Source organism: Pseudolysinimonas sp., assembly GCF_049651805.1.
Taxonomy (GTDB): domain Bacteria; phylum Actinomycetota; class Actinomycetes; order Actinomycetales; family Microbacteriaceae; genus Pseudolysinimonas_A.
Map to the genome: position 1 here is coordinate 16945 of NZ_JBASCU010000063.1, position 12801 is coordinate 29745.

The 12801-nt window shown below is 68.4% G+C and carries 17 protein-coding genes and 1 pseudogene; 5 read left to right on the plus strand and 13 right to left on the minus strand.

What is annotated here, in order from left to right:
• Positions 1-77: 77 nt before the first annotated feature.
• On the plus strand, positions 78-545 hold the full coding sequence (locus tag WBL06_RS15130; RefSeq protein ID WP_424457449.1) for a MarR family winged helix-turn-helix transcriptional regulator: 468 nt from the start codon (positions 78-80) through the stop codon (positions 543-545).
• Between the two features lie 12 nt (positions 546-557).
• On the opposite strand, the gene WBL06_RS15135 is transcribed toward WBL06_RS15130, so the two are convergent.
• Together WBL06_RS15135 and WBL06_RS15140 are read right to left on the minus strand one after the other, a co-directional pair.
• Entirely contained in the window at positions 558-782 is a 225-nt protein-coding gene (locus WBL06_RS15135; RefSeq protein WP_424457451.1) for a zf-HC2 domain-containing protein, read from the minus strand.
• On the minus strand, positions 779-1393 hold the full coding sequence (locus tag WBL06_RS15140; RefSeq protein WP_424457452.1) for a sigma-70 family RNA polymerase sigma factor: 615 nt from the start codon (positions 1391-1393) through the stop codon (positions 779-781). The genes WBL06_RS15135 and WBL06_RS15140 overlap by 4 nt, the downstream gene beginning before the upstream one ends.
• Before the next feature lie 71 nt (positions 1394-1464).
• Between WBL06_RS15140 and aroA the strand changes: the two genes are divergently transcribed.
• The 4 genes from aroA to WBL06_RS15160 all read left to right on the plus strand — a co-directional run bounded on the left by aroA (position 1465) and on the right by WBL06_RS15160 (position 5170).
• A complete protein-coding gene (gene aroA, locus WBL06_RS15145) occupies positions 1465-2763 on the plus strand; it encodes a 3-phosphoshikimate 1-carboxyvinyltransferase (protein WP_424457454.1) in 1299 nt (432 codons plus the stop codon).
• The gene (gene rsgA, locus WBL06_RS15150; protein ID WP_424457455.1) at positions 2760-3809 is read left to right on the plus strand and encodes a ribosome small subunit-dependent GTPase A; all 1050 of its coding nucleotides are present in this window, start codon (positions 2760-2762) and stop codon (positions 3807-3809) included. Before aroA ends, rsgA begins: the two co-directional genes overlap by 4 nt.
• 69 nt (positions 3810-3878) lie before the next feature.
• On the plus strand, positions 3879-4667 hold the full coding sequence (locus WBL06_RS15155; protein ID WP_424457457.1) for an inositol monophosphatase family protein: 789 nt from the start codon (positions 3879-3881) through the stop codon (positions 4665-4667).
• A gap of 17 nt (positions 4668-4684) precedes the next feature.
• On the plus strand, positions 4685-5170 hold the full coding sequence (locus WBL06_RS15160) for a septum formation family protein (RefSeq protein WP_424457459.1): 486 nt from the start codon (positions 4685-4687) through the stop codon (positions 5168-5170).
• On the opposite strand, the gene WBL06_RS15165 is transcribed toward WBL06_RS15160, so the two are convergent.
• The 11 genes and pseudogenes from WBL06_RS15165 to typA form a co-directional block, all read right to left on the minus strand.
• Positions 5160-5291 (minus strand): 2-oxo acid dehydrogenase subunit E2, encoded by a 132-nt coding sequence (locus WBL06_RS15165; RefSeq protein WP_424457461.1) that lies wholly within the window; start codon positions 5289-5291, stop codon positions 5160-5162. The two genes, WBL06_RS15160 and WBL06_RS15165, sit on opposite strands and share 11 nt — an antisense overlap.
• Positions 5291-5680 (minus strand): biotin/lipoyl-containing protein, encoded by a 390-nt coding sequence (locus WBL06_RS15170; RefSeq protein ID WP_424457463.1) that lies wholly within the window; start codon positions 5678-5680, stop codon positions 5291-5293. The genes WBL06_RS15165 and WBL06_RS15170 overlap by 1 nt, the downstream gene beginning before the upstream one ends.
• A gap of 31 nt (positions 5681-5711) precedes the next feature.
• Positions 5712-5892 (minus strand): annotated as a pseudogene (locus tag WBL06_RS15175) (transketolase C-terminal domain-containing protein); the annotation flags it as partial.
• 69 nt (positions 5893-5961) lie between these two features.
• Positions 5962-6150, minus strand: coding sequence for a thiamine pyrophosphate-dependent enzyme (locus WBL06_RS15180; RefSeq protein ID WP_424457465.1), 189 nt, complete (start codon positions 6148-6150; stop codon positions 5962-5964).
• 456 nt (positions 6151-6606) lie between these two features.
• Positions 6607-7902: a citrate synthase gene (locus tag WBL06_RS15185; RefSeq protein ID WP_424457467.1), complete on the minus strand. Its 1296-nt coding sequence runs from the start codon at positions 7900-7902 to the stop codon at positions 6607-6609.
• A 54-nt stretch (positions 7903-7956) separates the two neighbouring features.
• Complete coding sequence (gene dapC / locus WBL06_RS15190; protein WP_424457469.1) at positions 7957-9054, minus strand: succinyldiaminopimelate transaminase; 1098 nt, start codon at positions 9052-9054, stop codon at positions 7957-7959.
• 4 nt (positions 9055-9058) lie between these two features.
• The gene (gene fdxA / locus WBL06_RS15195) at positions 9059-9379 is read right to left on the minus strand and encodes a ferredoxin (RefSeq protein WP_424457471.1); all 321 of its coding nucleotides are present in this window, start codon (positions 9377-9379) and stop codon (positions 9059-9061) included.
• A gap of 47 nt (positions 9380-9426) precedes the next feature.
• Entirely contained in the window at positions 9427-9867 is a 441-nt protein-coding gene (locus WBL06_RS15200) for a hypothetical protein (RefSeq protein ID WP_424457473.1), read from the minus strand.
• Complete coding sequence (locus WBL06_RS15205; RefSeq protein ID WP_424457475.1) at positions 9828-10277, minus strand: hypothetical protein; 450 nt, start codon at positions 10275-10277, stop codon at positions 9828-9830. Before WBL06_RS15205 ends, WBL06_RS15200 begins: the two co-directional genes overlap by 40 nt.
• The gene (locus tag WBL06_RS15210) at positions 10274-10750 is read right to left on the minus strand and encodes a hypothetical protein (RefSeq protein WP_424457476.1); all 477 of its coding nucleotides are present in this window, start codon (positions 10748-10750) and stop codon (positions 10274-10276) included. The genes WBL06_RS15205 and WBL06_RS15210 overlap by 4 nt, the downstream gene beginning before the upstream one ends.
• 88 nt (positions 10751-10838) lie before the next feature.
• Entirely contained in the window at positions 10839-12743 is a 1905-nt protein-coding gene (gene typA, locus WBL06_RS15215; protein WP_424457478.1) for a translational GTPase TypA, read from the minus strand.
• Between the last annotated feature and the right edge of the window lie 58 nt (positions 12744-12801).

Consider the following 12801-nt stretch of genomic DNA (forward strand, 5'->3'; position numbering starts at 1 on the left):
GAGTATTGTCGATCATGGAGACTTTTCGTCCGCACGTCAAGTGAGAGACTGTGGCGACCGCAGGGAAGGGGATGTCGATGAGCGAGCGCAGAGCCGCGCCGTTACTCGGCGACGACCGGCATTCGACCGTGCTGTACCTGATCAAGCAGGTGGAGTTGGCGATCCGGGCGCAGATCGATGAAGCCGTCGGCGGCTACGGCCTCACCGCGTTGCAGTACACGTCACTCACGGTGCTCGCCCGGCATCCGGGTATCACGAGCACCCAGCTCGCACGCAACTCGTTCGTGCGCATCCAGACGATGGCGCAGCACCTGGCCTCACTCGAAGAACGCAACCTCATCCGCCGCGTGCGCGACCCGCAGATGAAGCGGCAGGTGCTGGTGTTCCTCAGCGAGGCGGGCCTGAAGATCCTCAACGAACTTGCCGAACCGATCGCCGAGGTCGAGCGGCGCGCCCTCGCCGACCTCAGCGCCGCCGACGCAAAGCGCCTCCGCGAACAGCTCGGCACCATCCGGGTGGCGCTAAGCGGCACCTCCGCGCACTGACGATCGAGGCCGTCAGAGCAACTTCGCGAGGATGGCGGCGCGTAGCTCTTCGGGCGCCTTCTCCTGGCACGCCTTCTGCATCTTGAGGGTGAGGGTCACCCCGACCAGGTGCTCGTGGCTGCAGTCTTCGCAGTTCTCGAGGTGATCGGTGATGTCGCGGAAGTCTTCTGCCGACAGTTCGCGATGCAGATACTCTTCGAGTTCGGCCTTGGCCTTGTCGCATCCGCAGTCGGTCATGTGCTGCTCCTGGTGGTGGGAGCCGGAACGGCGATGCCGCGCTCGCGGGCATAGTCGGCGAGCAGGTCGCGCAGGAGTCGACGGCCACGGTGCAGGCGACTCATCACGGTTCCGGTGGGGGTCTTCATGATGTCGGCGATCTCCTGGTAGGAGAATCCTTCGACGTCGGCGAGGTAGACGGCGAGGCGGAAGTCTTCGGGGATCGACTGCAGAGCTGCCTTGACGTCACTGTCGGGCAGGTGGTCGATCGCCTCGGCTTCCGCCGACCGCGTCGAGCGACCCTGAGTGAGCGACTCGGCGCCGCCGAGCTGCCAGTCCTCAAGGTCGTCGATGGTGCCCTGGTAGGGGCCGCGCTGGTTCTTGCGATAGCTGTTGATGAAGGTGTTGGTGAGGATGCGGTACAGCCACGCCTTGAGGTTGGTGCCCTGGGTGAACGACGCGAAGGCGGCGTACGCCTTCACGTAGGTCTCCTGCACGAGGTCGCCGGCATCCGCCGGGTTGCGGGTCATGCGCAGGGCGGCCGCGTAGAGCTGGTCCATGAAGACCAGCGCCTGCTCTTCGAAGAGGCGCCGGAGTTCGGGGGCCGGCTGCACCGGAGGGGTGTCGCTCATCGCCGTCGAGTCTAGTTCCGCGTGCTGAACGGGACGTTCGAGGACGGCAGTGGGCATACCCTAGACAACCGATGGATGTCGCGACCTATTCCGAAGGCTGGCCCGCCCCCGTCGCGACCGCGCCGCTCAACGCGCACCTCGTCATCCCCGGGTCGAAGAGTCTCACCAATCGCGAGCTCGTGCTCGCTGCCCTCGCCTCGGGTCCGTCGACCCTGCACGCTCCGCTCGTCGCCCGCGACACCGAGCTGATGGCGGATGCCCTGCGCGCCCTCGGGGCCACGATCGACGTGTCGCCCGACGCTTGGCGCGTCATTCCCGGCGAACTGCGCGGCGGTGTCGAAATCCACGCCGGGCTTGCCGGAACCGTGATGCGCTTCGTGCCGCCGGTCGCGGCGCTCGCCGACGGCCTGGTGACGATCGACGGTGACGAGCACGCCCGGAAGCGTCCGATGCGCACGACGATCGAAGCACTGCGTTTCCTCGGTGTCGAGGTCGACGATGGCGGTCGCGACGCCCTGCCGTTCACGATCTGCGGCACCGGGAGCGTGGAAGGGGGCGAGGTCACCATCGACGCCTCTGCCTCGAGTCAGTTCGTCTCGGGACTGCTGCTCGCCGCACCGCGGTTCCGTGACGGCCTCGTGCTGCGTCACGCCGGGGAGCGCCTGCCGAGCCTGCCGCACATCGACATGACGATCGACGCCCTCGCGCGCCGCGGGGTCACCGTGTCCAACCCCGATCCCACGACGTGGGTCGTGTCGCCCGGCCCGATCACGGGCGCCGACGTCGCGATCGAGCCCGACCTGTCGAATGCCGGCCCGTTCCTCGCCGCAGCACTTCTAGCGGGCGGTCACGTCACGATCGCCGGCTGGCCCGAGGCGACGACCCAGGTGGGCGACCTGTTCGCAACGCTGCTCCCCCATTTCGGCGCCACCGTGACCCGGGATGCTGACGGCCTCACCGTCGACGGGGGCGACGGGTGGCGCGGCGGTCGCACCTGGCCGGGCGCCGACCTCGACTTGACGGAAGGCGGCGAGCTCGCCCCCACCTTCGCCGCCCTCGCCGCCCTCGCCACCACGGCATCCCGCATCACCGGAATCGGTCACCTCCGCGGGCACGAGACCGACCGCCTCGCCGCCCTCGTCGCGGAGATCAGCGGCCTCGGCGGCCGGGTGACGGAACTCGTCGACGGCCTCGCGTTCGAACCGGCCGCGTTGCACGGCGGATTCTGGCAGACCTACGCCGACCACCGGATGGCGACGACCGGCGCGCTGCTCGGACTCGTCGTGCCCGGCATCGTCGTCGACGACATCGCCACCACCGCCAAGACGCTGCCCGAATTCCCCGACTTGTGGGAGCAGATGCGCGCGTGAGCTGGCTGCCACCGGATGACGACGACGAGGGCTTCGACGCCTGGGACGAGTCGGATGTGCGCGTGCGCCCCAACCCCAAAGCGAACAAGCCACGCACGAAAACCCGACCCGAGCATGACGACGCGATCGACGCCCGCGTGCTCTCGGTCGACCGCGGCCGGTACACGGTGCTCGTCGACGAGAACGGGCCCGACGAACGCGTCGTGACCGCGGCGCGCGCCCGAGAGCTGCGCAAGCAGGCAATCGTCACGGGCGACCGCGTGGATGTCGTGGGCGATTCGAGCGGCGACGAGGGCTCGCTGGGGCGCATCGTGCGCATCCAGCCCCGCACCACGCTGCTGCGCCGCAGCGCCGACGACAGCGACGAGGTGGAGCGCATCATCGTCGCGAACGCCGACCAACTGCTCATCGTCGTAGCCGCGGCGAACCCCGAGCCACGGCCGCGCCTCGTCGACCGCTACCTGGTCGCCGCGTACGACGCCGGCATCGCCCCCATCATGGTGATCACGAAGACCGACCTCGCCGACCCCGGGCCGTTCCTGCGCAACTTCGAGGCCCTCGACATCCCGGTCATCAGGTCGGCGCAAGACGCCTGGCCGCTCGCCGAACTCACCCCGCTGCTCGACGGGCACACCACCGTCGCCGTCGGGCACTCGGGCGTCGGCAAGTCGACCCTCGTCAACGCCCTCGTCCCCGGCACCGATCGCGCGGTGGGCGTCGTGAACGCCGTCACCGGGCGCGGCCGCCACACCTCGTCATCGACGGTGTCGTTGCGCGTGCCGACCGGTGGCTGGATCATCGACACCCCGGGAGTGCGCTCCTTTGGCCTCGGTCACGTCAACACCGACAACATCCTGCGGTCGTTCGCCGACCTCGCCGTCGTCGCCGCCGAGTGCCCCCGCGGCTGCACCCATCTGCCCGACGCGCCCGACTGCGAACTCAACGACGCCGTCGTCGACGGGCGCCTCCCCGCGGCGCGGGTCGACTCGCTGCAACGTCTGCTGACGACGCTGACGGTTCGGCCCGGCGGCGCGGTCGTCGAGTAGGCGCATAGCGCCTGGGCCCACGCCGCTCGTTCAGAGCGGTGGGGAGCGAGACGCCGGTAGCTTGGAGGGGTGACCTTCACCCTCGCCGACGACCTTGCGGTCGCCCTCGTGCTCGCCGCCGAAGCCGACCTCGTCGCCATCGACCGCTACCGGGCGCAAGACCTCGACGTGCAACTCAAGCCCGACCGCTCCCAGGTGACGGATGCCGACACCCGCGTCGAGCGCATCATCCGCGAACACCTCGCCGACGCCCGCCCCGACGACTCGATCGTCGGCGAGGAGTTCGGTACCCACGGCACCTCGAACCGGCAGTGGATCATCGACCCCATCGACGGCACCAGCAACTTCGTGCGCGGGGTGCCGATCTGGGGCGCCCTCATCTCGCTCGTGATCGACGGGGTTCCCGAGGTCGGTGTGGTGAGCGCACCCGCTCTCGGCCGGCGCTGGTGGGCGGCGACCGGGCACGGCGCGTGGCTGCAGCACGACGGCGGTGAACCGCGCCGGCTGCACGTGAGCGGCATCGCCGATCTCGCCGAGGCGACCCTGTCGTACAACAGCATCAAGCACTGGGACCAGTACGGCCGGCTCGACCAGCTCGTCGCGCTCACCCGCGAGGTGGGTCGAGCGCGCGCTTTCGGCGACCTCTGGTCGTACATGCTGCTCGCCGAGGGCGCCATCGACATCGCGGGCGAGTTCGACGTCAAGCCGTGGGACATCGCGGCGCTCGTTCCGATCGTGCGGGAGGCCGGAGGACGCATCACCGATGCCGACGGGGCTGAGGCCCTCGACACCCTCTCGGTGCTGGCGACGAACGGGATCCTGCACGACGAAGTCCTGCGGCACGTCGCGGTCGCCTGACTCGCTATGCTGGCGCCGTGAACTCGACCCGTCGCCTTCCGCGCCGCATCCTCAGCGCGTTCGCCCTCACGGTCGCCGCCGCCGCGCTGGCCGGCTGCAGTCTCCTCGAGTCCGTCGTCAGCGGAGTGCCGGAAGGCGAGGCCGACGTCTTCACTCTCGCCGTCGGCGACTGCCTCAACGACCTCAGTTCGCCCGACGAGGTGACCTCGGTGCCGACCGTCGACTGCTCCGAACCTCACGACTCCGAGGTCTTCGCCCGCAGCGACTCCACCGCGACGGAGTTTCCGGGCGACCAGGCGCTCTTCGACGAACTCGACGCCTTCTGCCAGGGCGACGCGTTCACCCAGTTCGTCGGCATCCCGTACGCCGACTCGATCTACGGCACGAGCGGCTACGTTCCCACGCAAGCCAGTTGGGTCAGCAACAACGACCGCGAACTGCTGTGCACCATCGGCGACCCGAACGGTCAGACCACCGGGTCGCTGGCCGGCATCAACCAGTAGCGGCGGAGCCTGACAGCTCGGCGACGTCGGCGCGCTCCAGGATCGCCCAGAGGTCGGCGAGGAACCGTGACCCCTGCGCGCCGTCCACGACGCGGTGGTCGAACGACAGGCTGAGCGTCATTACCTGACGCAAGGCGATGCCGCAGCGGGAGGCACCGCATGCCGGGCGCGCCGCACCGGATGACCGGCGTGCTCGGGCCGCGACCCATAGCCGACGAGGTTGGGCTCGGGCGCGTCATCCTCGACCCACGCGGGCGCCCCGGCGTCCGGGGTCACGGCGAACCTCACGAGCGGGTCGCCGACGTTCACCGTCTGGCCGGCGTCGGCATGCACGGCGGCCACGACGCCGGAGTAGGGCGACGGCAGTTCGACCAGGGCCTTCACGGTCTCGACCTCGCCGATTGTCCGGTTGAGTTCGACGCTGTCGCCTTCCGCGATGCGCCAGGCGACGATGTCGGACTCGGTGAGCCCTTCGCCCAGATCGGGCAACCGGAACTCGCGCAGCGTCATCGGCGATCCACCGGCGTGTGGTCGTAGGCCCGCGCCCGAGAACGCGGTCGACCGCGTCGAGAATGCGGTCGAGGTCGGGCACATAGTGCTTCTCGAGCTTTGCCGGGGTAGACGATGTCGTGGCCGGTCACCCGCACCGGAGCCGCCTCAAGGTAGGTGAAGCAGCGTTCGGTGATGGTCGCGGCGACCTCGGCACCGAGCCCGGCGATCTGCGGCGTCGCCATGTTGATCGAGAACGGGTTCCACTCTGACGCGGTCACGCCACACCCGCACCAGGTCGATCAGCGCCGCGCCGCGCCGCGCGTATAGGCGACAGCGTGCTCGCGGTAACTGGAGAACACGAAGTCATCCGCTCGGAGCGCCCGACCGGATCCGATCTGCGCCGCCTCCTGCCCCTGGAGCGGCGGCCACAGCGCCAGCTCCCCCTGCCGCTGCAGGGCCGTGGCCTCGACATCCAACCGACGCACCACGACCATGTTCTGGTAGAGGCACAGCAGGTCGTCGGGCGTCAGATGCGCGACGCGGGGTCGAACTCGGGCGACGCGACGCGGTCTCCGTGCTCATCGAGCAATTGCACGAACACGTCGTCCCACCGTCCTACAACGTCCCAGTACGCAGGTCGGGAGCGTCTGCCTTGGCAAGCCGAGCTGCGACGACGGGTGTCACCTTCCGCTGCCGTGAGTTGCACGGGCGGTCGTCTTCCGCGGCGCGGGAGCAATCTCCCATCCCCAGCGGGCGACCCGCGGACAGATCCCTCGCAGCCGGGTTTCGCGGTGCTTCTCGTTGTCGACGACGTCGGCGGGTGAGCGCCCCGCCGCGAACTCCTCGCCGAGGCACTTTCGGCGATCTGGAGCACCGTCGTCGCGGGCGAAGTCACTGACACGGAATCCGGGCGCTCGTGCAACTCAGCGAAGCGGAAGCGGTCGTCAGCGCCCGGTCGGCCAGTCCCGCGCGGCGGGGCCGACGTAGAGCTGTTGCGGGCGACCGATCTTCGTGGCCGGGTCGGTCGCGGCCTCGCGCCAGTGCGCGATCCAGCCGGGCAGTCGGCCGATCGCGAACAACACGGTGAAGGTGCGGGCCGGAAAGCCCATCGCCTTGTAGATGACGCCGGTGTAGAAGTCGACGTTCGGGTACAGCTTGCGTTCGACGAAGTAGTCGTCGGCGAGCGCCGCCTCTTCGAGCTGCTTGGCGATGTCGAGGAGCGGATCGTTCACGCCGAGGTCGGCGAGCACCTCGTCGGCACTCTCCTTGACCAGCTTCGCGCGCGGGTCGAAGTTCTTGTAGACGCGGTGACCGAAGCCCATGAGCTTCACCCCGTCTTCTTTGTTCTTCACCCGCTCGACGAACTTCTGCACGCTCTCGCCCGACTCGTGGATCTGGTGCAGCATGCTGAGCACGGCCTCGTTCGCCCCGCCGTGCAGCGGGCCGTAGAGGGCGTTGATGCCGGCCGAGATGGACGCGAAGATGTTCGCCTCGGTCGATCCGACGAGCCGCACCGTCGAGGTCGACGCGTTCTGCTCGTGGTCTTCGTGCAGGATGAGCAGCCGCTCGAGCGCGTTCACCAGCACCGGGTTGATCTCGTAGGGCTCGGCCATGTTGCCGAAGTTGAGCTTCAGGAAGTTCTCGACGAACGACAGCGAGTTGTCGGGGTAGAGGAACGCCTGACCCAGCGACTTCTTGTGGGCGTAGGCGGCGATCACGGGCAGCTTCGCCAGCAGCCGCACGGTGTTCATCTCGACCATCTCGGAGTTGTGCGGGTCGAGCGAGTCTTCGTAATACGTCGACAGGGCCGACACCGCCGACGACAGGACCGACATCGGGTGGGCGGTATGCGGCAACGCCGAGAAGAACGTCTTGAGATCTTCGTGCAACAGCGTGTGCCGGCGGATGCGGTCTTCGAACTCGGCGAGTTCGCCCGGCGTCGGCAGTTCACCGTAGATGAGCAGCCACGCCGTCTCGAGGTAGGTCGAGTTGCGGGCGAGGTCTTCGATCGCATACCCGCGATAGCGCAGGATGCCGGCATCGCCGTCGATGTAGGTGATCGCGCTCTTCGTCGAGGCGGTGTTCACGAAGCCTTGATCGAGAGCCGAGAGCCCCGTCGATTTCATGAATGTCGAGACATCGACGCTGTCGCGGCCGTCGACGGCGCGGACGATCGGGAACTCAGTGGTCGTGCCGCCGTACGAGAACGTGGCCGTGTCGGGCCCATCGGTTTCGCTCACCCTTACAGCCTAGGGGCCCCGCGAGGGCATCCCGGAGACCACCAAGGATGGGTGCTATCCGTTGGAGGAAGACGCCAATCGCGCCGCTCCCGCGGCGGTGCGCTCGTCGGTCGCCGTCAGCGAGATCCGCACATGCTCGCGCCCCGCGTCGCCATAGAACGAGCCCGGCGTGACGAGGATGCCGAGGCGGGCAAGATCGGCCACGGTCGCCCAGCAGTCCTCGCCGCGAGTCGCCCAGAGGTACAGGCCCGCGCGGCTTTCGTCGATGCGGAAGCCCGCCCCCCGGAGGGCGTCGGCGAGTTGCGAGCGCCGGGCGGCGTACAACGACTTCTGCACCCGCACGTGCGAGTCGTCACCGAGCGCGACGGCCATCGCATGCTGCACGGGGGCCGGGGGGATGAGGCCGGCGTGTTTGCGCGCCTCCAGGATCTCGCCGATGAGATCGCTGCACCCCGCGACGAACCCCGCCCGGTAGCCCGCCAGGTTGGACCGCTTCGACAGCGAGTGCACCGCGAGGGTCAGCCGGCGGGAACCCTGGGTGACCTCGGGGTCGAGGATCGACGGGGTCGGCTCGTCACCCTCCCAGTTGAGCTCGGTGTAGCACTCGTCGTTCGCGACGACGGCGCCGAGCTCGCGCGCGCGCACCACCGCGCGGCGCAGGAACTCGTGACCGTGGACGCGCCCGTCGGGGTTGCCCGGACTGTTGAGCCAGGCGAGTCGCGTGTTCTGCGGCCACTCGTCGGGGTCGTCGGACCTCAGCACGTCGGCACCGGCGATCCGGGCACCGACGTCGTAGGTCGGGTAGGCGGCGGTGGGAAAGACGACGATGTCCCCCGGGCCTAGCCCAAGCAGTGTCGGGAGGGTCGCGATGAACTCCTTCGACCCGATAGTGGGGATGCAATTGGCCGCGTCGATCTCGACGCCGCGCCGGGCATACCAGCCGACGATCGCCGCGCGCACCTCGGGGCTGCCCTGCGTCTGCGGGTAGCCCGGGCTGTCGACGGCGGCCGCGAGTGCGTCACGGATCAGCGGCGGCACCGGGTCGACCGGGGAACCGATCGCGAGGTCGACGATCCCGTCGGGATGCGCGACAGCCGTCTCCCGGAAGGGAAGCAGCGAATTCCAGGGGAAGTCGGGCAGCTCGAGTGGCACGGCTTCAGTGCGCTTGGGGCGGCAGTGCGGCGACGACCGGATGATCGCCCGGGATGACGCCGACCTTCGCCGCGCCGCCCGGCGAACCGACCTCGGCGAAGAATTCGACGTTGGCCGTGTAGTAGTCGCTCCACTTGTCGGGCAGGTCGTCTTCGTAGTAGATCGCCTCGACCGGGCATACCGGCTCGCAGGCACCGCAGTCGACGCATTCGTCGGGCTGGATGTAGAGCATCCGGTCGCCCTCGTAAATGCAGTCGACGGGGCACTCGTCGATGCAGGCGCGGTCTTTGACATCCACGCACGGAAGGGCGATCACGTACGTCACTGCTTCAGTCTACGAACACTCGCCGGTGGCGGCTGGTTAGGGCACCCTTACCCGGAGGCTGGCATGCTCGCCGTGGACGTGCGGCTCCTCTTCGGCTGCGGCCAGCCGATGATGAGGATGGCGAGCGCAGTCGGGCCGACCGCCCACCCGTACCCCACGGGGTCGTCGGGAACGAAGAGCGAGCCGCTGCTACCGGGCAGCGCCAGAATCGCCGACCCGAGGATGACGCCGGCCGCCGCGGCCAGCGGTGCGATGCGCTCGCCGAAGGCGAGCCGCATGCCGGTCAGCAGTGCCGCGACGACGGCGAGGCCGCCGATGAGTCCCAGCGGCACCGGAATCCCCGCCAGATCGACGATGTACTGGCGGTGCGTGAAGGTGAGCACGAAGCCCATCCCCGCGCCGGCGGCGAACGCGAGCACGAGCGTGAATGCCCGGGCGGCCACGGCGTTCAGCCCGAAGCCCTGGCGACCGTGTAGTTCGCGGTCCACCCTGAGCCGGTCTTGCCGAGCAGCACGTTCACCACGAGGTCATCCTTCACGTAGGTGATCGTTCCGCCGCTGTCGGTGACCCCGCCCGTGCCCGCCGAGGTGAATCCCGCGCCCTCGAGCTGCGCCGCGATCGAGTCGGGCGCCGACGGATCGGAGACGTTCATCAGCACGTTCCACACCGTCTCACCACCACCCCCGGTGATCTGGGAACCGTTGACGACGTCTCCCTCGGCCAGCGGCACCTCCGACGGGAAGTCCTCGGGCACGGTGTTGCCGCCGAGGTCGACGTCGCCGCCGGTCTGTTGCTCGACGATTCCTTCGATCATCGAGCACGCCGTCACCGTCGGTAGGCCGACCAGCAGGAGGGCGCCGAGCCCGACCGCCGCGACCTTCGGCCTTCTCGTGGTCACTGCTGCACCTGCACTTGGTAGTACACGTACCATCTGCCTTGGTCGTCCTGATCAGACGCGACGATGACGACGAGGTACTCTTCGTTCTCCCAGAAGACGGCTTCGTTGACGAAACCGGCGTCTTCGAGCAGCTGGCCAGCCGATGCTGCGGTCGCCTCGTCGGCGGTGAAGACGGTGACCGTCCACGCCGTGCCTCCCGAGATCGACATGCTCGGTCCGATCTCGCCGGGCACGAGCGGGATGTCGTCGACCGGGAAGTCGGCGGGCAACGAACCCGACTCGAAGTCGACGTCGCCGTCGACACCGCCCTCGACGATGTCTTCGACGAGCTCATCGTCGACGCCGTCGGTGCCACCGTCGGAACCGTTCGGCGCGCTCGGCAGACCCGGGATGCCGAAGCAACCGGTGAGCGTGAGCGCGAGCGGGACTACCCCGACCGCGAGAAACCAGGGACGCAACGTCTTCTTCAGCATGGGAATGCTCCTCGCCTCGATACCCGGGATCGTAGCGTGACCCCGTATCACAACGACGTATCGAAGCCCGAGGAAGGTTGACGCGTTGCTAGGCCTGCTTCTTCGACCGTGACAGGCTGCGCGCACGCGCCGTGGCATCCAGCTCGACCTTGCGGATGCGCACCACCTCGGGCGTCACCTCCACGCACTCGTCTTCGCGGGCGAACTCGAGGCACTCCTCGAGGGTGAGCTTGCGGGTCGGGGTGAGCTTCTCGAAGTTGTCGGAGGTCGAGGAGCGGATGTTGGTGAGCTGCTTCTCTTTCGTGATGTTCACATCCATGTCGTCGGCGCGCGAGTTCTCGCCGATGACCATGCCCTCGTAGACCTCCTGTGTCGGCTCCACGAAGAACGACATGCGCTCCTGAAGGGCAACCATCGCGAACGGCGTGACGGTGCCCGACCGGTCGGCGACGATCGAGCCGTTCACGCGCGTCGTGATCGCACCCGCCCACGGCTCGTAGCCGTGCGAGATCGCGTTCGCGATGCCGGTTCCGCGGGTGATCGTGAGGAACTCGGTGCGGAAGCCGATGAGCCCACGCGAGGGCACGATGAACTCCATGCGCACCCACCCGGTGCCGTGGTTGGTCATCGAATCCATGCGGCCCTTGCGGGCGGCGAGCAGCTGGGTGATCGCGCCGAGGTGCTCTTCCGGGGCGTCGATCGTGAGGTGCTCGAACGGCTCGTGCAGCTTGCCGTCGACGGTCTTGGTGACCACCTGCGGCTTGCCGACGGTGAGCTCGAAGCCTTCGCGGCGCATGTTCTCGACGAGGATCGCGAGGGCCAGCTCGCCGCGGCCCTGCACCTCCCAGGCATCCGGCTGGCCGATGTCGACGACCTTGAGCGACACGTTGCCGATCAGTTCGCGGTCGAGGCGGTCTTTCACCATGCGGCTGGTGAGCTTGTGGCCCTTCACCTTGCCGACGAGCGGGCTCGTATTGGTGCCGATGGTCATCGAGATCGCCGGGTCGTCGACCGTGATCGCGGGAAGCGGTCGGATGTCGTCGGGGTCGGCGATCGTCTCGCCGATCGTGATGTCGGGGAATCCGGCGATCGCGACGATGTCGCCCGCCGTGGCGCTCTCCGCCGGGTACCGCTCGAGCGCGCGGGTCAGCAGCAGTTCGGTGATGCGCGCCGTCGTGTGGGATCCGTCGTGACGCACCCAGGCGACCGTCTGACCCTTCTTGATCGTGCCCGAGAACACGCGCAACAGCGCGATTCGGCCGAGGAAGTTGCTCGCGTCGAGGTTCGTGACCCACGCCTGCAGCGGAGCCTCGTCGTCGTACGTCGGCGCCGGAACGTGCTTGAGGATCGCGTCGAACAGCGGCTCGAGGTCGCCGTTGTCGGGCAGGGTGCCGTTCGCGGGCTTGTTCCACGACGCGGCGCCGTTACGACCCGACGCGTAGACGACGGGGAGGTCGAGCAGCGCGTCGACGTCGAGGTCGGGCATGTCGTCGTGCAGGTCGCTCGCGAGCGCCAGCAGCAGGTCGTGACTCTCCTCGACGACCTCGTCGATACGGGCATCCGGCCGGTCGGTCTTGTTCACCAGCAGGATGACGGGGAGCTTGGATTCGAGTGCCTTGCGCAGCACGAAGCGCGTCTGCGGCAGCGGCCCCTCGCTCGCGTCGACCAGCAACACCACGCCATCCACCATCGACAGTCCGCGCTCCACCTCGCCGCCGAAGTCGGCGTGGCCCGGGGTGTCGATCACGTTGATCGTCACCGGACCGTCGGTCGCGTGCACACCCTTGTAGGTGACCGCGGTGTTCTTCGCGAGGATCGTGATGCCCTTCTCACGCTCCAGGTCGTTGCTGTCCATCGCACGCTCTTCGAGGTGCTCGTGCGACCCGAATGACCCGGTCTGGCGCAGCATGGCGTCGACGAGCGTCGTCTTGCCGTGGTCGACGTGCGCGACGATGGCGACGTTCCTCAAATCGGTGCGACGTGCTTCGGACATACCTGTACCTCGAAAATCTGCTTGGGGGGATCGATCGAGTCTACCGGGTGGGGTGGGG